Source organism: Robertmurraya sp. GLU-23 (assembly GCF_052983275.1).
The window spans coordinates 61535-88233 of the sequence record NZ_JBRKCV010000009.1 but is presented as its reverse complement, the minus strand read 5'-3'; the positions used below and the strand labels follow the sequence as shown (position 1 = coordinate 88233).

The following is a 26699-nucleotide window of genomic DNA, read 5'->3' as shown; positions in this document are numbered from 1 at the left end:
ATGGAGGACTTATCTTATCAAGTTAGATATTATTTTACATAAAAATACAGAGTTACTAATCAAATTAAAAGATTTGTAACTCTGTCTTATAAAAATTCACTTTAGATACCGGTGGTCAGGGTCGAACAAGTTAATGCTGCCTCTTAAAAACTGAATGGCAATATTAAAGCAATTGACTATTCCCTTTTCTTTCAAAATGCCAATGTAAACGATACTTACAAATTTCATTAATCCAATTAAACAGAGTCTCTTCTTTTTCTGAATTTACCTCGACTTTAAAGTAAAATTGATTATTTTCAAACACTACAAGTCCTTTTGAACTTCCACTCCACTTAGCCATCGGCATTTTCACAATAAGCTTACTTACTTTATCTTCGTCATATTCCCATAAACGCTTTGTTTCTTTGTCGGAGAAATCAATTCTTTTTCTGTATTCCTTTTCCGTTAAATATTGATAAAAGAACGGTGCCACTTCTTCAGGTGTGATGGGCTTATACCAATTTTCATGACCTCGACTTAACATAGCAAGTAAAACAACCATTTTATAGCTTTTAGCCATGCCAGTTCTTTCAACTTCAATAATCAAATCTTCGAAACGTCTATAAATATCACTTTCGTTTTTAGTTAATTCCTCGGCCCAATGTAAAAAACCGATATATGATTTAAATTCTTGTTTATAATGATTTGATTCAGATCTTCCCTTTAAATGCAACTCTAAATAGGTTGGTCTTCTACCAAGCTCTAGTTTTAAATCAATGAAATCTTGTAAAAGTTTTTCTTTTCTAGGTTGTTTTTTCTTAGCCATTTCTTCCAACATATTAATTACAGCTATATCTAGATTGATTGAACAAATTTCAGGAACTTCAGGTTGGATATTCTTTTTAGTACCTTCTCCCCTATTTGTATCAAATAAGCTTAATTTCACATCAGCATTTCGGTAATTCCCAATCAAGTCAATAATTACACAATACTCTTTATTTTCATTAAGTCTCAACCCACGACCAACCTGCTGGGTAAAGACAGTCAATGACTCAGTTGGTCGAACAAAAAGTAGTGTGTCTATAACTGGGATATCGACCCCTTCATTAAAAAGATCAACTGTAAAGATTACATCAAGTTCTCGTGCCTCAATCATTTCAATCGCTCTTTGTCTACTAACCGAAAGCTCCTTAGAATGTAAACTAATTGTTCGATAGCCCTTTTTATTAAAATGCTCAGAAAGAAAGTCAGCTTGCTTTATTGAAGAACAAAAGGCAATGGTTCTTGTTTGTTTGTATGTATTCCACGCTTCCAGAATCTTATCTGCTAAATCATCACGTAATTGAGCTTGAAGTAATTCCTTCTCTGAGTATTTGTTACCTAACCAAGTTATTTGCGAGTAGTCAGTATCATCGTATACCCCAAAATATTGAAATGGAGCCAACCATCTTCGTTGAATCGCTTCTAAAAAATCGATCCGATAAGCAACATTCCCATCACATAATGCAAAAACATCTTTATTATCATTTCGATCAGGTGTTGCCGTAATTCCTAGTAAAAACTTTGGCTTAAAGTAATCTAACACACGTTGATAAGTATCAGCCGCAGCATGATGAAATTCATCTACTATGATGAGATCAAAATCTTCTGGATTAAATACTTCAAGATGTTGTTTCATACTCAGTGTAAAAATGGATGCAAAAACACAGTTTGCTGTTCCTTCCTTTTGCTTTCCATTGTATATACCGTATGATCTATCTGGCATGATGGTTTTAAAAGATTTCTGTGCTTGATGTAAAATTTCTTCTCGATGTGCAATAAAAAGAATTCGGGAGAAACTTCGAGCAAAAAATCCTGCTAAATAAGTTTTACCTAATCCAGTAGCCATTACAACCAATGCACTTGAATAATCCTCTTCTAAAGTCTTTTCCAATTCATCAAGTGCATCAATTTGGGCAAAACGAGGTTGAATACTTCCATAGGAAAGAGACTCTTCTTTTACTATCTCTACCTCATTAAGCTTACCTTCTGTTGACAGCATTAACTCGATTTCTTCACGTTCTGTCCACTTATTTACGAGGTTAGGATACTTTTGATGATATGTATCGTATTCCTTCTTATAAAAGGCTACTGACTCATGATTCACCGGAATCGTTTGATCATGATAAAACAGCCTAGAAAACTGATCTAATGCATCTTGGAAGCTATCTTTTGCTGAAGACTCACCGACTAATAAATTCCACTCAATCCCAGTAGTTAAGGCTGATCTTGATAGATTTGAAGAACCGATCACCAACATCCCTTCATTTTTATCCTGAAAAATATATGCCTTTGGATGAAACGATGTCCCACTACTTCTCCATAGTCGTACTTTAATACTTTCATGGATACTAATTAATTCCTTGAGTGCATCTGGCTGGGTTACAAACAAATAGTCTCCCGTACAAATCTTAATATCCGCACCTCTTATAGCTGCTTGGTAAAGCGGTGCTTTTAGTAGTTCTACACCGGACTTCATTACAAAGGAAGTTAAAATGTATATGGTAGATGATTTATTTATATTTTCTATTATCTCAGCTTTCAAATTGGTTGTAATTAACTTTACCTCACTCATCTTCAACCTCAATTAAGAATATCTTTTCTTGGAATCCACCTCTCTTTTCGGCTTTTTCCTTACGAATGGTCTCAACTTCATCTATTGAAGAGCCATGTGCCTCGGAAAGTGCATGAAGAATCTCAAGAACATCTGCAAGTTCCTCAAGGGTGCTCTCTTTATCTTTTGTATTCATATATTCTTCTAGTTCTTCATAAGCTTTTTTTCTTAGCTCTTCTATGTATTCCTTATCTGAAAGGATGTGGGAAGTGAATCTCTTCCCTGTTTTTTCAATGATTTCTGGAATTCGGTCACGGACTAGTTTGTTGTATATTGGCATTACATATCTCTCCTATATAGTATTCTTGTTAGGTACAAGATGAGATCTAACACTTTTATTATAACTTGATATAAATAGGGATTAACATAGAGTTAACAACAATTAAATAATATCATTTCTAGTTCAAAGTAAAAAAATGATATTATTATAATCAACGAACAGTCATTCAAGGAGGATTATTTTGAAAAAGTTAGTAAAGGTTGTAGCCGCAATCATAGAAAATGAGAAAAATGAAATATTATGCGCTTTAAGATCACCTGAGATGGCGATACCAAATATGTGGGAATTTCCTGGTGGAAAAGTAGAAAAGGATGAAGACATTTATTCCGCTTTAAAGAGAGAAATTAATGAGGAGTTAAACTGTACAATTGAAACCATTGATTTATTCCATGACAATACCCACGAATATGATACATTTATTATTAATATTCTTTGTATCACTTGTAAAGTTGTTAATGGTACCCCGGTTCCAAGTGAACATTCAAAGTTGATATGGTTAAAGAGAGAAAACCTCGACTCGTTAAAGTGGGCCCCAGCAGATATACCAGCTGTAGAAAAATTAATTAGTCAGACGAAATAAATAAGAACCAGGAATCTATTCATTCCTGGTTCTTATTCAACTCTTAAACCTTTTTTACAAACTCAGTATACAATCTTGCTGGAATTTCATGTTCGAGTTTCATTTTAACCGTGATAGGTTTTTCCCCTTCATACTCAACTACATTACCTTTTCCAATATAAATATAGGGTTCTACTTTCCCGTCAATTTCTTTATACTTTCGAATAAACAAATGAAGATTGACTCCTCTTGCTTTATTAAAAATGATATTTTTCCCACGGTCAGTTCCTTGACTAGTACTATTAGGCGTTTGCCATTGAAAGTACTTTTCGTTAATGAATTTATCCTTGTAATTAATACTCTCCTTAATCCCTTCCTCTTTGTGAAGATCAATATATAAAAAGTACTCATTACCATTTGCAAGAAGACCAGAACCTCTAAATGAACTATGTGTTTTCCTGTAATTCGAAAGTAGTGCAGCATCAATCATTTGATATTGTTCATAAAGTTTAAAATGAGGTACACCATAGTATTCATTTTTATATTCCTTCTCATAACGGTAAATACCATAGTTAATAATATCAACTAAATATTTTCTGTATTCACTATTAGCAAGAAGATCTCTGAATGCTTCTGTTTTCATTAGAGCGTCATTTGAATGCTTACATAATTGTAGTTTTCCTCTTTTTTGAACACTATCATAATAATCTTGATTAAGGCATTCAAAAGCATGACTAATACTATCTTCATCGACCTCTTTCACATGTTTTAATATTTCACGTTTTGCTTCCTGAATTGTTATAAGGTCATGTTCTGATAAGTATTTTAGAATTACAAACTCATAAATTCTTTTAAGTGGGAGCTGTCCGGATAATTCTCTTAAAGCTGCCTCAAAGGCCTCATTACTCAACAACGACCTTAAAGGATCATCTCGCTCTACCTTCGCTACAAATTGCTGATAAATTTTCTCTTTATCAATAAACTTTATTGGGTCTGGAGCACCATCGAACTTTAAATAGTCTAAAAGTAAATAAGGGGTACGACCTTGATTTAATTTCTTAAACTCAAAATACTCTTCTTTTAAATACTTCATCGAATTAAAGTTCTCTTTATCAATTTGCTCAAGTATTCTCTCCTGAGATATTTTATCCATTTGGATGTGAGTCGCTCCGGGTATATTTGCAAAACCGGTGGCGATAGCAACCTTTAAGCTTTCCTTATCATAATATCTGCTACCATTTAATGCGATCGCAATCAAGAATGTTTTGCTATGATTACCAATGAAATCCAGAACGGTTAAAAAGTTTTTCCCCTTATACTTACGAAGTCCACGACCCAATTGTTGAATGAAAACTATCGGAGAATTAGTAGGTCGCAACATCAATACAGTATTAACCGAAGGAATATCTACCCCTTCATTAAAGATATCAACGGAAAAAATAAACTGTAATTCGTCTTTATCATCTTCTAACTTTTGAATATGGTACGACCGGTTTTCAACTGAATCATCACCAGACAAATAGATAGAATTATATCCTCGTTTATTAAATTCATCTGACATGTATTTCGCATGTTCTTTACTTGCACAGAACCCTAAACATTTTCTCTTTTCACCATCATGACTATAAAAAATCATATTTTCTATGATAAAATCAACACGCTCATTTACCTTTAAACGCTTCGTTATTTCTGCTACATCATCTATATCCACATCACTTAAATCAATTCCTTCAATATCTGTAATTCCAAAATAATGAAAAGGTATGATTAATTCATCGTCTAATGCTTCATGAAGACGAACCTCTATAGCCACATTATTATCGAACAAGTCAAAAACATTTAGACCATCACTTCGCTCAGGTGTTGCTGTCATTCCTAAGGTGAATTGTGGTTTAAAGTAATTAAACACTGTCTGGTAACTAGAGCTAGTCGCATGATGTGCCTCATCAAATATAATATAATCAAACTCTGTTGGTTCGAATTCAGTGTAATATCTAGATAAGGTCTGGATCGTAGCAAAAAGGTAATCCGCCTGTTTATCTTTTTGATTTCCTGTTAGTAAACCAAATGTCACACCTGTATTGGTAATTAATTTCTCAAAAGTTTTTTTCGCCTTTTTCAATATTTCTTCTCTATGAACAATAAAAAGTAGTTTCTTTGGCTGAAAATGCTTGACATCAAAAGCAGACATATACGTTTTCCCAGTTCCTGTAGCCGCTATAACTAATGCCTTATTCTCCCCAAAGGAACGAAGCCTCTCTAAGTTTTCCATCGCTCTTTTTTGCATACGATTTGGGATAATATATTCACCATGTTCATAAATTAATTGTTGCTGGTTGTTACGATTAACTAATTTACTCAGAAACTCTTCATATCTAATGATAAATGCGTCATCTGCAACCGTACTACTATTCCATAGATAATTATATTCTGATAATAGATTCTCTAAGAATGAGTCATCTTTTGAAACCATTTCAACATTCCATTCAATATTACTCTTCAACGCACTTTGAGTGATATTTGAAGAGCCTATAAACACCTTATAATAATCATCATACTCAAAGATATAAGCTTTCGTATGAAAACCAATCTCTTTATCAGTAACAAATACTTTAAGGTCAATGTTGTTGAAATCCTTAATCTTTCTTAAAGATTTGGTATCGGTGAAATTTAGATACGTTGAAGTAATTATTTTACCTTTTGTTCCTTTAGCTTCCGCTTGTTTCAATGAATCAAGTAAAAGCTGCAAACCACTAAAATTTATAAAAGCGACACTAAAATAAAAACGAGTACATTCATTAATCGATTTAACTAGTTCAATTAAAAAGTTACCTTTTTCCGAGTTAACTATTAGTTTTCTTTGTTCAATCATGATTTTTAATACCTCAATTTATAAACTCTTTAGCTTAACATCCTACTGACTTACATTTTTGATTCATTCGTTACTTCTTCTTTACCACTTGTGATTTCACCATAAGTATAATACGTATGACCTGCCGTATTTTTCCCTTTCGGTCTAGGGGTATGAGAGAGAGGTTCTTCCTCCTTTAATAAATAAAACATATAATCTTTATCTTCCTTCTCAAACCCAAAACGTGTTGCTTTTCTTGCCTGAATATATCCTAAAACTCTATCTTTAGTATCATTATCTAGATGAGTAAGATCATCTTCTATATTATTTTTTCTAGGGTCTAGGACAATTTCATGTATAACTTTGTATAACATATCCATCTTGCCACCTTTTGGGGCACGAAAAGTGATATACTCACTTGCTTCATAGTTACGTGGGTGCGGATAAGCATGCACATTATATACTTTTATATTTTGAATAGTTTCACCTGCTGGAATTGATAATACCTGTCTCATTTCTATCATCCTTTCAAGATGAAAATAGATTAACAACTAATTGACTTTCTAAGTTGTCGGATACAAAAAATTATCTCGTACTCATGTAGCTCTAGGTTTGTTTCTGGTACATTCTGCATGTTTCTATTAAATAAAGTACTCTATTTCCATTATACAACAATAGTCGTAGTTCTTTAGATATTTAGCGAATGTCATTAAACCACATTTTTTTAGTTAAAGGTGATATAAAGTTTCTAATATTGAGTAATATATTTGGAGTATCCTGAAGAATTAAAAAAGACAAATACTTAGTACTGTACTTGTCGTTTTTATTTAATTGCCCAAAAAAGTCTATACGAGAACGGTCCCACTGTTCTCTAGCAACGGAGTTTCCACCACTACCCCTAGATTCTTAAGTAGCTTAGCAATCGTCAACATCCCACTATGAGGATTTATCTTAGTCTCCAAGAAGTAAGTCTCCCCAGTAATAATTGATTCATAGGTATGTACCGAAGCAAACTTCTTCCTATTTTTATGGATCGGCTGCAACGCGATCGCATAACGGTTCCCTCTATCTCCGCCCCCAAGAATAAAGCCTTCTTCAACCAGCTGATGAAGAGGAAGTTGCTGCTCTTCAATCCACTGCAATGTCTTTTTCCAAAGTTCCGCCACTGTTTTTCCATCAATAACGGTTTCTTCATTCTCGTAATTAATCACGATATGAAGCTTGTCCCATCTTTTATGTATCGTTCTTTGAAATGGTGTCGAGAAATTCCATAGCTCTTCTACATCGTTTTCCTCGTTCAGGATCCATTTGATGGTTCTGAATACTTCCCCGTACGTTTCGTTCACAACTGTGTTCACGTAGTTCCTTTCTTCACTGTCGTCTTCATTTGATATGTTCGTAATGGCTTTAAATACATCTTCAAAGCGGTCATAGATGGAGCGAACGAGGATGCGTTCTTCTTCAATCGTCGCCAATTTCTCACGTTTCCCCTTATAAGGCATACGTAAGGCATCTACATACTGCTGAATGATGGGTTTGGCGTAAATGCTTAAATCTGGATTTTCCAGACAAGGCATGAGAACGATGTCTACTAATTGCTGATAATCGATTCCATTCCATTTGGAGCTGCCAAACGTTGCTTCATTGGATTCTTTGATTTGGCTTTTGGGTATTAAGCCGACCAGCAGGAACGTTTCGTCTTTGAATTTCTCTTCGAACTTTCTTAAGTATTTATGGCATTGATTCACTTCTACTCTTGCATATACCTTTTGCTCGACCGCTAGGATTAATCTTTTTTCCTGGCTAGGGTCTTTTTCATCGACGATATTTACTTTAAAAAAGACATCGAGCCTTCCTTTGTCGTCATTTTTTTCAGATTCCTCGAGTGTTTCCTGCTCATCGATATCCAGTTTGTTTATATCTTTTTCAGCGATAACTTCCGGATGTCTAAATTGATTCACATTCAGCATGGCTAGATCTGTAATATCATCCAAGTTTTCATCAGCAGATTCAGCCACGGCCATTAAGAATCTTTGAAACGGATAATACCCTAACATATGTCGTTCGGTCGGATCCAACAGCCAGGTTAAGAACCGTGAATGCCAGGTTTCTAAATGGGTTGCCCCCACCACATGGAACACATTCGGTCGGTCAATTAGGAATTTTAAGGCGACAAATTCTTTATCCATCGTTAATTCATACAGCATTCGTTTTAGTGATTTCATCATGTTTCTCCCCATTTTTAACAATTATGTATTTTATCGTTTTATCAGGATTTGCTTTAACCAGTTTTATGTAAATAATCACTTATTAGTGAATTAACGAAGCTCTTAAATCTTTTACCCCATTTTCCAAATAAGCCTTTAAACAGGATAACATATAGACCCAACCTTCTTTTTTCCCTAACAATTTGGCTACTAAATCAGGATCATCTTCTTTAAAGCCGGATTCGGTTATTTCAATCAGGGTTGTCGACTGATTCAATTCTTTTAATACTATGGTAACCGTCGATTCTTCTCCATGCTCTTCTCCCCAAGAATAGACGATCTTCTTCCCTTCCACGATTTCTACTACCTTAATAACCCCTTCTGCTTCATACTCGTCATATCTCAAGGTAATTTTCTTGCCTTGTTCCCATCTTTCTGAACTGGAAGAGAACCAGTAGTTCCCTATTTTCTTTGGGTCAACAATCGCTTCAAATACCTCATTAGCGGATGTAAGTATTTTAAATTTTGTTGTTATTTGAGTATTCAATTCGTAATCAACTCTCTTTCGTTTTTATCCTTATTGCAAAATCAAAATGAATCTTCACTCGCCTCTACTGCTTGGCGAGTCATATATTCCTCGCGTATCTGGGATAGAGATTTTCCGCTTTCTTTATGGATGGCAAAAACATATGTTTGAACACTCGACCATCCGTATATTTCCTTCAACCATGCTTGCATCGATTGTTCCTCTTCATTCACCACAATGTTCCCATTAGCCATAAGCACGCCTTCATTGCCCCGATCCTTGGCCACAATAACGTCTCCTTCTTTTACCACTCCCCACTCAAGCATGGCATCTATCTTCGGCAGAGTTCTTCGTGTACCGCCTTTGCTCCTCTTTATAGAAACAGCTAATGATTTGTCCATGAGATTCACATAATAGTCTTCATAATTCGTAACCGGTAACACTTTCTCTTTCAACAAATAAATGTCATCATCAACCTTATATGGGGTCAGTTTATAACAGCTCATATCCACTTGATTACTATTTAACCAAGAAACAGCAGATAGTGTTTGTTCATCAAAGTCTGAAGCTACTAATATGATCTTTTGCTTTTGATTAAAACTCTTCTCCGCCTCGTTGACTTTTAAGAACTCATTTAATTTTCGGATCCCTAGCTCAAAGGAAGTTAACTCACTGAGTTCGAATTCACTTCGATATTTTTCTATGTAAGGTGCGTAGACTTTTTTCACCAGATCATCTGGACTTTCAATGGTCGCATAACTGGCTGCATAGCGGATCGCCTGGAATTCGAATGCCTCTTTCCGACCTTCAATGTCTTTAAGGTCCCGCTTGATCTCTATTAACACGATATTTCCATTATTATCAATGGCCGTTAAGTCACTTCGGCCATTCTTTACATTCTTCACTTGTTGGCCCACAATCAGCATGGATTCTTCCTCATCACAGATCATATCAATACTATTTCTTAGTATTTCTTCGAGATCACTTTCCTGCATCCCTAACTCCGTAAAAGTGACTGCCTCCAATTTCTCTGCTTTTTTCTTCCCTCTTAGAACGTACACCTTATCTCCCTACCAACATAATCAATTTTTTACCTACAGTATCTAGGATACCGTAATGAATGTGGTTCATACTGGAAAGTAAAGAGGGACGTTTACCTGCTCTCTTTCATAAAACTAGTGTGAAAGCAGGTTGGTCCCTATTTTACTTTTATAAAAGGCTCTTTTCTAAAACATTGTTGCTATATACACATTTTTCAAGAAATTAAGTATATGTTTCAGCAGCCAATCAGAATATTTTCATACTTAGAAAAGAGCTACTCTCCAAATAAATCAATAAACCCAGCGTTATACGGGGAAAAATCCGGCTTTTGGGATTTTTCCAAAACAACAAACTTTACGAAAACAGCCTTATAAAAAGACTCATTACGTCAGAATCACTGAGTTTCTTCTTCCTCCAAATCATCCGGATAAACCACTTCTTCAAAGACCTCGTTGGTTGCTTGGTCCTTGACCATGATTTTCACTCGATAATCCTCCTCACCCGCTCCGTTAAAGAGCTGATAATACATCCCGGATAATCCAAGCCCAAATATAGCAAAAGCATCCATGCTATTTTCATACGCCTCTTTATCTACGACCATCGTAAACTCTGAAAAGGATTTATTATAGGTAATCTCTTGTATTGAAACAAAATCTGTGTTATTTTTCATATCCTCAACGGACTCGATAATCCCCGTTTCTAACTCTTGCATCATTTCTTTGTGTTTCGATTTGGACATTTTATACGTGACGGATCCGTCTTCGTTCTTCGTTGCTTTAACTCCTTCCTGTTCTACTTCAGCAATGGAAGCATCCACATCTTCTCCTTCAAACATGGAGGCCGGCAAAGTGACTTCTACGTTGAGCAACCCTTTATCTACTTCCACCCCTTCATTGGTTTGTTCTTGATCTGTTGCCGCACTGTTCTCTTTGTCAGATTCATTCGATGATTCTGATGACGAGCAGGCCGTTAATAGAGCCACGATGAGTATTGTAAACATGAATAGTAGTTTTTTCATTATTTTTCCTCCTGTTTTTTGTAGATTACCAAGTCCAACCGTATGCCTTCACATCAATGGTTTTCACTTTTCCTGCAATTTCTCTCGGTACTTCTGGATAATTTAATTCGAATCCCGCTTCGCTACCTGGATTAACACCCACATCCACGCTCCCATTTAACACACCAAGTAAGGTTCCACTTTCATCAAATAACGCCGCAGAAATTCGGATGTCATCTTGTAAATCACTGATTCGTATTTTTCACTACTCCTGTCACGGTGTACGGAGTGCTATAGTCATCGGTGGAAGGAATTCCTTTCGTTCCTGACACCTCTAGTAAATTAGCACTTTCTTCGGTTGGATCAAACCCATAATTATAAGTAGTTTCACTGTATAGTGCTGGGTCGGTCATTCCTTCAAGGATTGTCGTTTCGGTAATATAGGCTTGTTCACCAGGACCTACCACACTTGGGACAGAATAAATCATCGTAGAGGTTCCGAGAATGCCTCCCCCTTGATCTTTGTAATTCATTTGCGTTTCTCCAATGGAGACCGGCACATTGCCCGTATTTTCAAAGATCGCAGAAGAATGCACCCAAACGCTATCAATGGAATCCTTCCAGGCTCCCCCAGTGGACTGAACTATTTCAAGCTTTGATTCCTCTTGAACCTCTTTTGTTTCTTCTTGTTTAGATGCTGTTTGTTCCTCGGTCCCTTCCGATGTATTGGTATCTCCCGCAAGCTCATTTCCACATGCGGATACAAACACCATTAAAGCTACTGCTAAGAAAACATTCAACCAACCTCTCATCATCATCCACCTCATTATTATTTTTCTATAAAACTAGTAAGTCACCAGTAGTCAGATCCAGTCGCTCATTTTACCTGCGAAAAGATACATCCCCTTTAAGCACTTCTTCAATTTCTTCTGCTGCTTTCATATCAAACCATTTCATCGGTGCGAGCAACGAGAAGGTTTGCTGATTCTCGAGCTCCCTTGCGACCGTACCCACATCTTGTAACATCTTCAAATCGTCAATATAATGTTCCATCGTTAAAATCGCGAGTTCTTGATTTTTTTTGTCAGAGTAAAACAAGTCTGCCAATACTCCAATGGCACTTCTGATCTGCTGTTGGTTCATACGCTCTCTCCTCTTCTTCATCTATAGTTGAAGTATAAGAGAAAAGGTGGTCCATTTTCGGACCCCCTTTGTATGATTTTTAATAACATTTCACATCTCCGAGAGAAAAAAATATAAAAAAACAACAATTACTTATTGTAAAACGATAAATAATGTATTAGAATCAATATGAAAATACATTAGCGAGGTGTTATTTATGAAACGAGGTTCAACTATATTTTTAAGGATGGCACTTGTTTTTATTGCGATTCCTGTTCTTGCTTTATCTATATTTGGGTTAACGTGGTTACCTAAACATCCATTTAATGCCGATTTTGACCATATTCTGTATCCGATCCTAGTCGGCATGTATGTGTCGGTGATTCCGTTCTTCGGTGCCTTGTATCAGGCGTTTAAGCTTTTAAGCTATATTGACAAGAACGAAGCGTTCTCCGAATTGTCTGTGAAGACTCTACAGAAGATCAAATTCTGTGCCTTAACCTTCAGTGGTTTGTATGTTGCCGTTCTGCCTTTTGTTTTTGTCGTAGCCGAACTAGACGATGCACCAGGACTTGTTATCGTCGGCATGGTTCCTGTCTTTGCTTCACTGGTCATTGCCGTCTTTGCTGCCGTCCTCCAGAGACTTTTAAAAGAAGCAATCGATATCAAATCTGAAAATGATTTAACGGTCTGAGGTGAATATAATGGCGATTATAATTAATGTTGATGTGATGTTGGCGAAACGGAAAATGAGTGTAACCGAACTGTCGGAGAGAGTAGGAATCACGATGGCAAACCTTTCGATCTTGAAAAACGGGAAGGCCAAGGCGATCCGATTATCCACGTTAGATGCGATTTGTAAGGCTTTGGATTGTCAGCCTGGGGATATTTTGGAGTATCGAAGTGATGAGGATACGCAGGAATTGTAAATAACAAGACTTTCATTTAAAAAGGATAGATGAGCGGATTTACCCATGCTCGATCTATCCTCTTTTTTTTCAATGACCTTTTTACATCATAGGTCATAGGTAAGAGTAGACTAGAGAATTTCCTTATTGTTTCTGACAAAAGATAAAATGGTCATCAGCATTCCAAACGTGCAGATGATCAGCAAGGTATCCTCGAAGCCACAACCCCCTATTTATTCGTCTCAGATAAAAGCCTTTTGGAAAATTGTCCTCTTCTGATAGAATTTCAGATGCGATGGTGATGGAGCCGAATGGAGCTTGTTGTTTTTGTAATGAATTCCCTGCTTCCCCTTCAGGCTGATCGAGATACGCTAGTCTTAGGTGAGGTCCGAGCTCTACTGGGCACAAATCCAAACCCAGTTCGCTCGCTCTTCTATAGATTTGACCGGTAGTCGCTCCCTCAAGAAAGCCAAGGTTGCCAACGGTTAATTCAACTGACTGCAGGCTGTATTTTTTCTCAGAAGTCGTAAACTGATCAGATGCGAATAGCCTCTTTCCATATTCATTAATCATGATAGAAGATTGCGTCAACTTCTCGATTAGTTCCTCTTTCGAGAGTCCCCCCACCTCTACGGTTCTCGATATAAAAGGGCATTCAGGGTAGATTTTTTCATGTGATATACGCATTTCGATTCCCTCCTGAGTGATCATCAAAATAATATTGATTATTTGGTTGTATAATAGTTAACGGTTTCATTGTAAGATAAATATATACATTTGGTATCGGAGGTTCGTCATGGAAAATGAAAAATGTGACTTGATACACCCAAACGGTGTGAAGGAAAAGAAACTAGAGGTGAATGATGATTACACGATCAAATACCATGCAAATGGAAAAACAATATGGTCAAAAGGAAAAATCATTGAAGATATGCCAGATGGCTACTGGGAATGGTATCGGACCGATGGAACGATCAAGCGGTCCGGGTATTTTGAAATGGGTGAACCTGTTGGTGAATGGATCACTTATGTTAGCAAAGGTGAAAAATACAAAACCACCAATCGTGATAAAAAATAATGGTATAGGGGTAGAACGTGTGAACAATAAAATTCAAAAAATCACCACAAATTTATGGTTTGATCACCAAGCAGAAGAAGCAGCCACCTTTTATACATCCATCTTTAAAAATTCAAGCATTCGTAGGATCACCTGCTACGGAAAAGAACGATATGAAAGCCGTACAGAAGGAGCGGTCATGACAGTTGAATTTGAATTGGAAGGCATCCCTTTTGTCGCGTTAAATGGCGGTCCAACCTATACATTTACAGAAGCCATCTCGTTTATTATCAACTGTGAGACACAGGAAGAACTCGACTATTATTGGGACAAACTGTCTGAAGGCGGAGAGGAAAAAGCACAAGTTTGTGGATGGTTGAAAGATCAGTTCGGAGTTTCTTGGCAAGTGATTCCTGCTTCCCTTAACGAGATGATTCGTGATGAAAATCCTGAAAAATCGGAAAGAGTGATGAAAGCCCTTCTCCAAATGAAGACGAAAATTGATCTGGAAAAATTAAGACAAGCATATGATGGGAATTCTAATTGAAAGGTTTTTGGATATACAGGGACTTGAATTGAATATGACTCATAAAAAATACTCAGAGTTAAACTCTGAGCTTTTTTATTTCATCTATCATGGAGCATATTGCTCTTACGATTTCCTATGCCTTTTATCAGCCGCATTCGCTATAAATAAAAAAGCCATCCCAAAAACAACCCCTCCAACAATCATCGTAGTCACCTTACCAATCGGAAACAACAGTGATAACAAGAATAACAAGACTCCGCTACCTAATAGTAAAGTTAAGCCTATAGCAAATGACATTTTTTCAGGTAATGCTTTGATTTTATCCAACATGATTTCTCCCTCTTTAAGTTAATTATCTGAAACATTAATTTTTATCTACTTATTCTTTTCATTCCAGATCTTTTATAGGATTCTTATTAATAACCCTACCTAATTACAGCCACAAGAATCTACATTTCTATCAGTTGCCTAGAAGTTTACCATAAACTACCCGATAGTTGAGTAATTTCTTTTCAAGAAAAATTTTAGCTAAAAGTAAAAAGGCATACATCCTACGATGCATAGCCTTTTAGTCAGTAGGGGACTTATTATTTTTAGTCCAACGTTCTGGAAGTAGAGTCCCCTTCTCCTCTTCATCTTTTAAAAATTGATACAAATCCTCTTTCGATAATGGATAACTTATGAAATATCCTTGTACTTCATCAGAATTCATTTCAATAATAGTTGCTAACTCTTCTTCTGTTTCAATTCCTTCACAAACAACCTTGATATTTAAATCATGTGCAAGATTGATCATCGCAGAAGTAATTGCCGCATTTTCCTTTGCATCAGGTAAACCTGTTATAAACGATCGGTCAATTTTAAGCACATCAACCGACAATCTTTTCAAATAAGAGATAGACGAATTGCCTGTTCCAAAGTCATCAATCGATAAACAAACGCCTAAGGCGCGTAAGTTTTTTAAAACATTTGATATTTCTTGGTCTTCATTTATGAGCATACTCTCGGTCACTTCAAGTTCCAAAGAACTAGGAGGCAATTGAAATTGTTGGAGCATGGCGTTTATCGTTTGGTCAAAGTGTGAATGGTATAACTGTCTAACCGAAACATTGACGGAGACTTTCAAATCTTTCTTCCCTGACAAATGAAGATGTTTCATGGTTCGTAAAGATTCCGAAAGTACCCATTCGCCCAAAGGGACAATATCCCCCGTTTCTTCTGCTATTTTGATAAATTCACCAGGATTTACTATACCTAATTCCTGATGTTTCCAGCGTATTAAAGATTCGAACGTAGAAATTCTCCCTGTTTTCACATCCATTCTTGGTTGATACATTAGATAGAAGTCTTTATTCTTAAGAGAACTTTCTAATGTAGTCTGTAAAATAAACTTTCTTTTCTCTTGTTCGCTCAAATTCGACTCAAAAATTTTATAATAATCCTTACCTCTTGATTTTACATAATACATCGCTTTATCCGCTTTGCTGACCAGTTCATTTATTTCCGTTCCGTGAGTAGGGTATGCACTAATTCCAATACTAGCCGTCGTGCGAAACAATTTATTATCAATCATGAAACCTGGCTTAAAAGATGCCATAATCCGTTTGGCGACTCTTGTAGTAACCGTCAAATTTGGAATATTAGGGGTGATGACAACGAATTCATCTCCCCCTACGCGAGCAAGGGTGTCTTCGGCTCGAATGCTATTAAGTATTCGTTTCCCCGCTTCTATGATTAGTTCATCTCCGTAGACATGACCTAAATTATCATTAACAAATTTCAAGCGGTCAAGGTCTATATACAAAATACCCATCATAAGAGAATTATTTTTCGCTTCATCAAGATGTAAAGTAAGCAATTCCAATAGTCTTCTTCGATTTGGCAATCCTGTTAAATGGTCTTGATAAGCTAACTTTTCAATGGTTTTTACGTGTTCTTTTTGTTCTGTTACATCTTTAGCGATGCAAAAGACACCATCTACTTCGGACTTCACAGTGATGGGCATAACGGTTACGTCTAAATCAACAAAATGCCCTTCCTTATGAATGGCTTGGAGCTGAATTCTTTTCGGTTCGCCCTGCAATACCTGATCATATAAATAGTTTGCTGCTTCAATATAATCATGAGATACGACATGGATGGCACTTTGATGTAGGAGTTCTTCTTTGCTATAACCAAACGTTCTTAACCCCATTTCATTAATAGACAGGATTTTTCCTTCTATATCAAGCAAAACAACTGTATCTAAGTTGTTTTCAAAAAGGGATTTGTATTGGATTTCCGAACGTTCTAACCGATTTTCCTCAATGAGTCTTTTGGTAATGTCTTGCATGGTCCCAATAATCATAGTAGGTTGTCCATCCTCGTCTAGCATGGATTGTGATGCGGTATATACCGTGCTTATAGAACCGTTATTTCTAAGAATTCGAAACACATTGGTGACAGAGTGCCCCTTTACTTCCTGTTCCTTACTATTTATAAGCACTTCACGGTCATCAGGATGAACTTTTGATAACAATAATTCAAAGCTCGCTTCTTCATTTTTTGGGATTTCAAGCAGATCGTAAATGGGGGTACTCCAAATAAGCTTTTCATGAATAGTATCGTATTCCCAGTAAAAAATACCAGCTGTTTTTTGTGCCTGAGTAAGAGCCTTTTCGCGTTTTTCTAATTCAATTTGCATAAGGTATTTTTCAGTTATATTTACAACATTTCCTACAATTACATTGATTCCATTAAACATTTCTAATGATGGATATAAATCTAAATATAGCTCAACCCCATCTTTCCTCCTTGCCTTTAATTGGTAATTAGCACTAACTTCTTTTCCTTCAAGTCTATCTTTCATGTTTTTAGAGACTATATCTTGAAAATCATCAAATATGAGATCACTAAGTCCAACTTTCCTTTCATAAAATTCTTCTCTGGAATAACCGAATAACTCTGCAAAGGCAGGGCTAATATACAAAAAACCTTTATTGCTGATAATATAAGCGGCTATAGTTGAGCTTTCTAGTGTTAATTTATATTGCTGCATTTTTATTTGGGAAATAATATATTCCTGTCGTTGTTTCTTTATGTAATTTGAAAATATCAATAAAGGAAATAGTAAGATAATCAATAAGATTCCATGAAAGATATACGGGTGAATTTGAAAAACATCGGAAAATTCATGAATAATAAATTGGTCTAAAATAATAGCGAATACAACCAAGACAACCGCAAAAATCCCTAACCCGAATGAATAAAATATGGTATTTTTCAAATGTCAACCTCCACACAATTAAGAAATTCCTTCTTATCGTTCTATAGTTCCTAATTATTATAACTAGCAAAGGGGCTCCTTATGAATTTTCCTATAACTCTGTTGAGGTAGTACAAATAAATTGTTACTAATGATCTCATTTGATACTTTGGTAGCCAAGTACAAAGTTCGCACTAGCCCATTCCCCCCTCTCTCGCCCTCCTTTAAAAATTAAAAAATACCCGTATTCGTTGGTAAACGAGTACGAGTATTTTTTGCTTTGTAGGCCATTTCCTTAAAAGATAATTTCTTCATCTGAAAAGTGAATCATCGCTCCCACAACTGGCATATGAATCCAAGCTTCATAGACCGGTTGTCCAGTTGCTTTATGAAGGGCCTCAGCATAGGTACGCAACTGCGGGAGATAACTCGTCGCTTGCGTGACCCAGTCGGCTTCTTTCCCCGGAAAGCTTTTATGGTCCACAATGACCCAGCCTTTTGGCGTTAAAAGGAGTAAATCAATCCAGCCTGATGCTTTTTGTAGACCTTTTTGCAGGTGAATAGGCCATTCACTATGTCTTTTCAAGAGCTCAGGATAGTTTTCAGTTAAAAACTCCTCCAGTCGGTCGGAGGCTTCTAGTATCGATTCGGTTGATAGAGCTGAAATCTTATAGTGATCCCGAATAGATTGAGCCAGGCTTAATCGCTCTTCTTTTTCCATCTTCTGATTGTCCGCAGCTAAAAAGGCGTGCACCATTTCCCCCAATAGAGCCATGTCCGGGTTCCCTGAGAGTGGCAGACGGCTGCCGATTGGATGAATTCGATTCGTGTCTGTTTCTAGGTTTACAAGTGTTTCTTGAGCATCCAGTTCACCCTTTAATGCACTAGGGCTAAATCTTGCTGGGACAAAGGTGACCCTTTCAACGGTTTTCCCCACATAGACAACTTCCTGTTCTTCATTCATTTCAAAGGCTGTTGATGGTGCTTCTTCCATTGTCAGTACACTTACCTTACAAGGAAATTCCTCCCCATTTACGATCATTTTACCGTCTCGATTATGAAGTGGTACTTCTTCTTGATCTTCGTTTTGCACCCCAATGGCGGATAGAACTTGACGGCCGGAACTATCGGTCATTTCTTGAATCCATTTTACTTTTGAAAAATCACGCGCGGCAAAAACGAGATAATCTCTTGCTCGTGTCATTCCTACATATAATAATCGTTGATTTTCGTCTAGAAGCTGCTGCTTTCGTTGCTGTAGTGCTGGTGCCTCTGCTACATGCGTGTCTAGCCCCACCTTGCTATAGGTTTTTCCATACGGCCATGGCCAATAATAGAGCCTGCGACCATGGAGCGGATTTTCCACATTAAATGGGGTGGTGCTGACGGCCATCGGTCGATCGAATACCGGGGGAGGCCCATTTTTTTCAGACGATTTTTCCAAGGAATTCATAATTACGAAAGGCCATTCTAACCCTTTTGCCTTGTGATAGGTGAGTACTCTTACGGCATGTTCATCCGTGGACTCAGCGACGAGATTTAAATCTTTGTCTCTTTCGACTTCATTTAGAAATAATAGAAATCCAACCGAGGTGGCGGCTGTGCCATTGGTTCCAGCCAGATCCTCATACTTGGTAGCCAGTTTCCTTAGTGCATCCAAATTCGCTAAGCGTTGATTTCCCTGTCCCCAGCTTAGTGAAACTTCGTCTGCCTTCGAAGTAACTAAGGCTAGATCCAACACTTCAGAAGGACTCATTTGAACGATTTTCTGACGAGCCTGGTCCAAACCTTGGATCAGCGGCTCAGTCTTAATCGTGTCCATTCCTTTGTCAGTTTGTAGCCAAACAGTCAGCCAACGTCCTTCACCCCACGTGTCTGAAGAAAAGTGGACCAATTCAGCGAGTGCCAACGTATCATTCGCGTCTACTAAGTAACGCATAGCCGCTACGGCAAATACGACTTCAGAGGTGGCCATCAATCCGCCTTCTCCAACGGTCGCAGAAATGCCTAGCTTAGAAAGTGCGGTGGCAATTTTCACGCACTCATCATTGGATCGGCATAAGATCGCGATATCCCCGGCTTTTAGCGATCGAGGCTCACGGGTTGTTTTATCGATAAGGATGTACTGTTCTTTTTGGCGTAATATGTTCTGAACACCTACAGCCAAATGTGCGGCGTCGGCATTTTGATTTTTTGAATTTAGATAGGACCAGGTTTCCACTGCTACTGCTTGTTCAGGCTTGTCCTCTCGCTTTGGGTCTAAAGCGACACGGTCCGCTCGCATTCCTCTGGCTTCAAACACAGGCACGAATATCGCATTCACGAAATCAACTAGAGATTTGCGGGAACGATACGACGCATCGAGTATTTCGATGTCCAAATCGGGAATGCTCGTCATCGCGGTTTGCATCAGTTCAGGATCGGTTCCTCGAAAGCCATAGATTGCCTGTTTCACGTCACCCACCCATGTAGCCTTTTGGGCGATTTCACGAAGCTGCATATTTAATGCGATTTGTAGTGGGCTTGAGTCTTGGAACTCGTCAATGAACACATCCGAAATTCGATCCTTTAACACCTCAATATTTGGTTCATTCTTTAATAATTGAAGAGCGAGCGACTCTTGGTCCGTAAAATCGATCAAGCCTCGTTTGTTTTTTTCCACCTTATACGTTTCCATCGCTTCCGACGCACAAAGAAATAAGCCATAAATGGCGTCTTTCATATCTTGATGCAGGCCGGGATGGCGGAAATGAACGGAAGCCGTTTCTTGTATAGGGTAAGCGACGTCACGACTGCTTTTCCCGACATCGAGCTTACTCAGTTTTGCCCACATTTGCCAGGTGAGTGATCCGTTCCGCTCCCAATCGGCAAGCGCTGTTTTGATCAACTCTACCGCTTCCAAGGTTTTCTTTGTTGTATCTTCCCCTGGAAGTTCTTGCTTCGCAAAGTTCAGGGCCGCCTTTAATTCGCTGTCCAACTGACTAGGGTTTTCGAGTGGAGTGGGAAGCCAATTAATCATCGTATTCCACGAATAATCCGCACAGGCTTTCACATCCTCTGCGCTCAGCCCATTCTCACGAGCTAGCTTCAATATCTCAAGCACCTTTTTACGCCAATCTTCTTGACCCAAGCGTTCAAAAACGAGTCGGTAATCCCGATAAAATTTGTCAATTTCCTCCACGGCCACCGTATCAAAAAGGACGGTTGCTTCTGTTTCGGCTAACACTTTTTGAACAGGAGAAAGGCCCATTTCAAGAGCAAATTCTCGTAACAGCCGGCCAAACACGCTATTCATCGTTCCCACATAGCCATCAAGGATTCGTGCGGCCGATTCCGCATCGTCTGCTTCCAGCAATTTCAGACGCACCCTTTCTATCAGTTCATCGGCCGCTTTTGTGGTAAACGTGGTGGCCATAATGTTTTCCGGAGGCACCCCATTTTGGATGGCTTTGACAATTTCGGCTGATAAACGAAAGGTTTTCCCCGCTCCCGCACCTGCACTTAACATCGTTAATTTTCCGCTCATGTGGTCACTCTCCTTACTCCACAAAGATTCTGATATTCACAAAACATACAAGGTGGGTCAATGATGGAGGCGAAAGAGCCCGCTTCCTCTGCATCTCTTGATGGTACACCTGGAGCAATAACCGTTCCTCGTTGAAGCTGAGTCCAAACGTCTTCTACCGATTTTCGTACCATGTCATGATTCGCTAAAAGTGATGGTCCTGGTACATGGTAGTCTTCGGGAAAGTCTTCGTGTGGCAAACTGTAAAAATGTCCGCTACGAAGCATGAAATACGCGACAGGCAGTTCTTCATCCTCATGATCCGCTAACAGCCAATGATAGAGTGTTAACTGGATCGATACCTTTTCTAAGCGCTCTTTATAATTGCTTGGTTTTCTCGACCATTTCGCATCAAAGAGAATCTTTTTCCCGGTTCGTGTTTCACCAACCAAATCCAATCTTCCTTTGAACTCGACACCTTCGCTCCACGGTTTTTGTAATTCCAGCTCGGTATGTTGAATCTGAACGCCTGCTTGATGTAAGACTTTGAAAAATTGCTGTAAAGATGTTTGCAAATGTCTTCGTGTTTCATTACAACGAATGCTATTTTTTGGTTCTAATAGTGGGGCAGCTAACTTTGGCATCAGCTCATCAAATAATTCCCCTGCTCTCAAGCGTACTTCTTGTTCGCTCCAGCTGGATTTTTCCGTAATCAGATGCTCTAGTATCACGTGTCCTAAATTCCCTAACATGAGCGATTCATGAGGAATTGAAAGGGCACTAGCTGGTTTCACTTTGGCTGCATAGCGGAACGTCCATTTAACCGGACAACCGATTAAGCTCTCAAAGCTTGTTGCCGATTCCTCTTCACGAGGGAGAACCACTTTTTCTGGTACCAGCCACGTTCGGATCGGTTCCGGGATGTTCCGTTTGTTCAACCCCACACGATCAATTTGCTCTTCAAATAAAGTCACACTTGGCTGCTTCCGCCATTCCGCTGGGTCCACGGTAAGTTTCTTCTCTGTCTGATGGTCTTTCACGACCGCATAGCGAATTTCATCCCATAAAGGGTGAATCGGGATTTCTTCACCTTTGACTTTGGCCGGAGCAAACAGAATCAGTTTTCGGTTGGCATAACGAATCGCTTTCTGCCAAGAAGCAGCTTCTCGGCGGCGTCGAACATCTTCCTCTGTTAGAAAGACACCTTGCTCTTTGAGCCAATTCCGTTCTTTTACCGTCCACGTTCGGATGCTTGGTCCTGACCTATTTTTAAGAAATCCCCACCAAAGGATCGTGTCGGCTTGACCCCAAATCTGCCCCGGATGATTAACCACTCGCCATGGGGCGGCTTCTTCTCCGTAATGAGATAGCTTGGCTCCCTCGCCTAAAACCGAGTCCATGATTCGTCCAACTTGCAGTTGAGAAACGGAGGATACACCGAGCGTTCTTACTCCATCTAATACTTCCTGCGCATGCTTGATGGCTTGTGCATAGATTGGGTCATGGGTTCTTTGATAGGTGGATGCGGCCCATTGGCTCACTTTTTGACAGATGTGAACGAAGGTTTCTAACGGAATGCCTTCATTCGGGTCATAATATTCATGACGAACCCACAAATCCAGCTTCTCTCCAAGCTTTTTCCGGCGCTTTTTCTTTTCCTGCTCGTCCAGCCCTTCTTCCACCCAGGCTTCTTCATAATGGCGAAGTCCCTGCTCAATGGCCTCTGTCCAAACAGGACCGCCAATTCCTGGATGATTCGCTAAAGCCGTCGCCAATCGATAACGAATCCGACCTGGAATAGGAGACGAGGGAATCGTGACCAATTCCATCATTCGCTCGACTCGGATCGGGTTCCAATAGGTATCAATCGTGAGAGGCAACACCTGGAGAACTGCACGCCATTTCGAAGCCTCCTCTGCCCCGGCTCCTGCCACGCCGCGGCGGTGAAGAAGCTCGTCCAACAGTAGAGATCCTTCGTCCTTAATAATGACCGTCTGTTCGGTGCCATGTTCCTGCAGCCAGCTCGTTAGAAAATCAGCGGCATCCCATTCTTGATCGGAGCGAACGAGAAGTAAGCTTCCGTCCCCCTTTGCTTCTTGAGACAATGATTCTCCAGCTAGAACACTTTTTAGAAGAGAAAGATCTGTGGTGGGCTCCTCTTGGTTTTCTTTTTCACCAGGAGCTTTCACTATTTCCACTCCGTGATGGTTCAATTTTTCGATCAACTGCTTACACCAAGGGTCCCATAAGGTTTCGTCCTCATCGACGATCGTGATGGTGTCTATACGTACTTGTACCGGTTCATCGAGCTTAGCGAGTAGGGCACGGACACGATCCGGCAATCCCCATGTACGGTTTTGATGGGATTGCTCTAATTCCCCTAATAATTCCAACCAATTGCTTCCGCCCATATGGATCGTTGGGTCCCAGCCAGCTAACACGAGTTCGTCCCGACGACGCAGCAATTCTCTCGCTGTATTCCAAGAATCGGTTTGATAGGATGGAGAATATAGCCTATTTCCATTGTCATGTTTTCGCAACAGTTCTTGCCATTCAGCAATTCGCAGGTTTTCCGATTGCTTTGGAATCGTTAAGCCTAGCTGCGTTTCTAAGATGCCAAGTAAGCCGTTGAATCCCGTGACCATCGTACCCGTAGAAGCCTCTTGGCCATGTAGCGCGTCCGGATATGAGGCAGAATCCAGCCAAAAGCCGAGGTTGATTTTCATCATTGGTCCTCCTTTTTATCGTTAATACCGTTTTTTTCTATTATAAACAAAGGGGTGTTCCATTTTTGGACCACCCTACTCTTCATAGGCATTCATCATTTTATACAGTTCCTGTTTCATATCTTCCACAAGAGACGAAGGATTCTTGGATCGGGAAGACATGTGAATGTATGCTTACTACTCCTATCATATCAAAAATTTGTCTATTTTTTACTATTTATCCTCTAATTAACTTTAGATCTACTTAGTTAATATAGGTTATTAAAATTCATCTTCTGCTTTCAAGAAGAGAAATCATTTAACAAAACAACAAAAAAAGGATGGATGAGCAGCGATTCTTTGCTCTATCTATCCTTCTTCGTACCGGTTCAACAACATCAATAAGAGTCTGAGAGTAATTTACAAAAAAACAAACCCTTTTCCAAAAAGAAAAGGGAGAACATGGCGAGTTTAATATAATTTGTTATTTTTCGGGATCGTTTTGCTAAATCCAATCAAACATAGTACTCCAAACCCTTTTAGTATGCAATTCATGATTATTGCATCATCCACTGTGGTTCCTACTAATAAACCTCCTAATAGTAAAAGAAAAAAACCAACTATGATTCTCATAATATCTCCAATCTTTAACGGATTAGAAGTACTCCTGTATTATAAGTCCCTATAATGTCTTAGTTTTTAAAATCTTAGAATCAAACAAATGCAGCGATTTACAATAGGGACAAAATTCTGGCACCTTAGCATAAATAGCTATTAAGAAACCCAGCATAGGGAGAACGATTATGATAAATAAACCAACAAAAATCGATTGGCGGACATTTAATTTCAATAAATTCATTAAAACACCCTACTCTTCATAGGCCCTCGTCATTTTCTCAAGCTCCTGTTTCATATCTTCCACAAGAGACGGAGGAGATAACACTTTCACATGTCTTCCCCATCCAAGAATCCATCCCTTCAATCCTTCACTTAGCTTCGCTTTTGCTTTTAAAATAAAGGTGTTGTCTTCTCCCTTTCTAATGTCTGCATCCACCCCAAACTTATCAATGACTCCATTGAGAGCGACTCGATTTAATTGGAATTGCAACGTCATCCATTCGTCCTGTCCACCAAACATATGAAAAGATTGCTGAACATAGCTGCTAATGTCTCTTCTATTTTTCACAAACTTGTTTTCGGTAATCACCACATCTCTCATTCGATCCAATCGGTAGTTTCGAGGATTGTCTTCTTCACTGTATTTCGTATCTTCGCCGATTAAGTAATAAAAGTCCGATTCCCAAATGAGTGCCAGTGGTTTGATCTGATAATGCTCCCCACCTTTACGGAGTTGAAACTCTTTCTCAATATTAAAGTCTCCGTACTGGAATTTAATCAGCTTATTTTCAAAAATGGCATCGTGAATTTTATCAATATGTAATTTGATTAGGTTGTAATCTTGATTAATAGATTGCTGGTAGACAATTGGATCTGGCAGAGACTTTGCTACATGGCTGCTGGTCAATTTTTTCACGTTGGATACGATGTTTCTCTTTTCTTCTTCGGTGATAAAGCGAGCCGATAGAATCGGATCAATTAAGAGCCTTAGTTGATATTTTTCAAATAATCGATCCTGGTGACTGTAGATTTTCTTCCCATACTTTTCGGTATTATCAATAATCTCAAATCCGGTATCTTTCAAGATTTCGATATATTTTTTTACTTTTTTCTCATTGGCTGTACATCCAGGTATTTCTATTTGTAACTTTTCCACCAACTTTTTGATGGAAAGCTGATTGTCTTCATCCGTCTCTCGAAGAAAGATTTCTTTTAATACGAGGAGACGGACACCGGTTGTATCTTCAAGCATGGAAATTCCCCTTTTCACTCTTTACATATTTTCTAGCTAGTTAGAAGTCCCACCTCCTGGGTCTTAACCACCTTGCCTATCGATCACTTCTCCACTACCAGATAGACCTCTAACAATCATTTCTCTTCCTATTTGGAAATAGTATCGTATTCCATTGCTACTAATAATTTTCGCTTCTTCAAAGGTTTCTTCCTCATGTGTTTTTGTTTCCACTGTAACAATATTGGGGTTATTGATTTCTCCAAACACCACGTAAAAATCATGAAGGGTATTGCCTTGATGGTCGTAGTCACGAAGAGCTTCACTATAAAGTGTCATATTGTCATTCTCATAGTGAGTCCATCCATGGTGGCCAATGCTTTCCCAACCTTCTTTGTCGCTACCTTTAAAAAATGCAACAGCCAGGGCCTCATAGTCTGCGAGGGGTAGTTCCATTTGGTCGGGAAATGTCGTATACATCACAATGGTTACACCTTCGTAGTTATCTTTATGAACGATATGGTTAATTTGATGAGGGATCCCTTTTTGTAGTGCTTCTTCAAAGTCGTCGAATTTACCGAATTCAAAATCAGAAGCGAGAGCCCAACTACCGAGTCCTATGGCTGCCAATATCACTAAACCGACAATCAGTAACTTTCTCATGCCTCAACTATGCTGAATGAGAGT

General features: G+C 38.6%; 22 protein-coding genes. 5 read left to right on the top strand and 17 right to left on the bottom strand.

All coding sequences use genetic code 11. The annotated features are described in order from the left end of the window. Positions 1-163: 163 nt before the first annotated feature. Entirely contained in the window at positions 164-2593 is a 2430-nt protein-coding gene (locus ACVBAX_RS15340) for a DEAD/DEAH box helicase family protein (protein ID WP_447117779.1), read from the bottom strand. Further along, positions 2586-2912 (bottom strand): nucleoside triphosphate pyrophosphohydrolase, encoded by a 327-nt coding sequence (locus ACVBAX_RS15335; RefSeq protein WP_447117778.1) that lies wholly within the window; start codon positions 2910-2912, stop codon positions 2586-2588. The genes ACVBAX_RS15340 and ACVBAX_RS15335 overlap by 8 nt, the downstream gene beginning before the upstream one ends. Positions 2913-3093: 181 nt before the next feature. On the opposite strand from ACVBAX_RS15335, the gene ACVBAX_RS15330 reads away from it, so the two are divergent. Further along, entirely contained in the window at positions 3094-3492 is a 399-nt protein-coding gene (locus ACVBAX_RS15330) for a (deoxy)nucleoside triphosphate pyrophosphohydrolase (protein ID WP_447117777.1), read from the top strand. A gap of 43 nt (positions 3493-3535) precedes the next feature. Here the strand turns inward: ACVBAX_RS15330 and ACVBAX_RS15325 are convergent, their stop codons facing one another. The 8 genes from ACVBAX_RS15325 to ACVBAX_RS15290 form a co-directional block, all read right to left on the bottom strand. After that, positions 3536-6343, bottom strand: coding sequence for a DEAD/DEAH box helicase (locus ACVBAX_RS15325; protein ID WP_447117776.1), 2808 nt, complete (start codon positions 6341-6343; stop codon positions 3536-3538). A 50-nt stretch (positions 6344-6393) separates the two neighbouring features. Then, positions 6394-6837 carry a hypothetical protein gene (locus ACVBAX_RS15320; RefSeq protein WP_447117775.1) on the bottom strand — a complete coding sequence of 148 codons (444 nt, stop codon included), beginning with the start codon at positions 6835-6837 and terminating at the stop codon, positions 6394-6396. Between the two features lie 330 nt (positions 6838-7167). Next, positions 7168-8550, bottom strand: coding sequence for a PD-(D/E)XK nuclease family protein (locus tag ACVBAX_RS15315; protein ID WP_447117773.1), 1383 nt, complete (start codon positions 8548-8550; stop codon positions 7168-7170). 82 nt (positions 8551-8632) lie between these two features. Further along, a complete protein-coding gene (locus ACVBAX_RS15310) occupies positions 8633-9076 on the bottom strand; it encodes an SRPBCC family protein (RefSeq protein WP_447117772.1) in 444 nt (147 codons plus the stop codon). A 41-nt stretch (positions 9077-9117) separates the two neighbouring features. After that, entirely contained in the window at positions 9118-10116 is a 999-nt protein-coding gene (locus tag ACVBAX_RS15305) for a hypothetical protein (protein ID WP_447117771.1), read from the bottom strand. 374 nt (positions 10117-10490) lie between these two features. Continuing rightward, a complete protein-coding gene (locus ACVBAX_RS15300) occupies positions 10491-11114 on the bottom strand; it encodes a hypothetical protein (RefSeq protein WP_447117770.1) in 624 nt (207 codons plus the stop codon). A gap of 224 nt (positions 11115-11338) precedes the next feature. After that, positions 11339-11905: a hypothetical protein gene (locus ACVBAX_RS15295; RefSeq protein WP_447117769.1), complete on the bottom strand. Its 567-nt coding sequence runs from the start codon at positions 11903-11905 to the stop codon at positions 11339-11341. A gap of 70 nt (positions 11906-11975) precedes the next feature. Beyond that, positions 11976-12236: a hypothetical protein gene (locus tag ACVBAX_RS15290; protein ID WP_447117768.1), complete on the bottom strand. Its 261-nt coding sequence runs from the start codon at positions 12234-12236 to the stop codon at positions 11976-11978. A 196-nt stretch (positions 12237-12432) separates the two neighbouring features. Here ACVBAX_RS15290 and ACVBAX_RS15285 point away from each other — a divergent pair, with 196 nt between their 5' ends. Together ACVBAX_RS15285 and ACVBAX_RS15280 are read left to right on the top strand one after the other, a co-directional pair. Beyond that, a complete protein-coding gene (locus ACVBAX_RS15285; RefSeq protein WP_447117767.1) occupies positions 12433-12909 on the top strand; it encodes a DUF2975 domain-containing protein in 477 nt (158 codons plus the stop codon). A 10-nt stretch (positions 12910-12919) separates the two neighbouring features. Continuing rightward, a complete protein-coding gene (locus ACVBAX_RS15280) occupies positions 12920-13144 on the top strand; it encodes a helix-turn-helix domain-containing protein (RefSeq protein WP_447117766.1) in 225 nt (74 codons plus the stop codon). A gap of 123 nt (positions 13145-13267) precedes the next feature. Here the strand turns inward: ACVBAX_RS15280 and ACVBAX_RS15275 are convergent, their stop codons facing one another. Continuing rightward, positions 13268-13810, bottom strand: coding sequence for a helicase (locus ACVBAX_RS15275; RefSeq protein ID WP_447117765.1), 543 nt, complete (start codon positions 13808-13810; stop codon positions 13268-13270). Positions 13811-13919: 109 nt separating this feature from the next. Here ACVBAX_RS15275 and ACVBAX_RS15270 point away from each other — a divergent pair, with 109 nt between their 5' ends. Both ACVBAX_RS15270 and ACVBAX_RS15265 read left to right on the top strand, forming a co-directional pair. Then, positions 13920-14201, top strand: a complete 282-nt coding sequence (locus tag ACVBAX_RS15270; protein WP_447117764.1) for a hypothetical protein — start codon at positions 13920-13922, stop codon at positions 14199-14201. Positions 14202-14220: 19 nt separating this feature from the next. Next, positions 14221-14727 (top strand): VOC family protein, encoded by a 507-nt coding sequence (locus ACVBAX_RS15265; RefSeq protein WP_447117763.1) that lies wholly within the window; start codon positions 14221-14223, stop codon positions 14725-14727. Positions 14728-14832: 105 nt separating this feature from the next. On the opposite strand, the gene ACVBAX_RS15260 is transcribed toward ACVBAX_RS15265, so the two are convergent. From ACVBAX_RS15260 to ACVBAX_RS15235, 6 genes are all read right to left on the bottom strand, one after another. Then, complete coding sequence (locus tag ACVBAX_RS15260) at positions 14833-15039, bottom strand: hypothetical protein (RefSeq protein ID WP_447117762.1); 207 nt, start codon at positions 15037-15039, stop codon at positions 14833-14835. Positions 15040-15277: 238 nt separating this feature from the next. Continuing rightward, positions 15278-17974 carry a sensor domain-containing protein gene (locus tag ACVBAX_RS15255; protein WP_447117761.1) on the bottom strand — a complete coding sequence of 899 codons (2697 nt, stop codon included), beginning with the start codon at positions 17972-17974 and terminating at the stop codon, positions 15278-15280. 274 nt (positions 17975-18248) lie between these two features. After that, entirely contained in the window at positions 18249-21479 is a 3231-nt protein-coding gene (locus ACVBAX_RS15250; RefSeq protein WP_447117760.1) for a UvrD-helicase domain-containing protein, read from the bottom strand. Next, positions 21476-24187, bottom strand: a complete 2712-nt coding sequence (locus ACVBAX_RS15245; protein ID WP_447117759.1) for a RecB family exonuclease — start codon at positions 24185-24187, stop codon at positions 21476-21478. The genes ACVBAX_RS15250 and ACVBAX_RS15245 overlap by 4 nt, the downstream gene beginning before the upstream one ends. Before the next feature lie 844 nt (positions 24188-25031). Continuing rightward, positions 25032-26033: a helix-turn-helix transcriptional regulator gene (locus ACVBAX_RS15240; RefSeq protein ID WP_447117758.1), complete on the bottom strand. Its 1002-nt coding sequence runs from the start codon at positions 26031-26033 to the stop codon at positions 25032-25034. A 63-nt stretch (positions 26034-26096) separates the two neighbouring features. Beyond that, entirely contained in the window at positions 26097-26675 is a 579-nt protein-coding gene (locus ACVBAX_RS15235) for a hypothetical protein (protein ID WP_447117757.1), read from the bottom strand. Positions 26676-26699 lie beyond the last annotated feature (24 nt).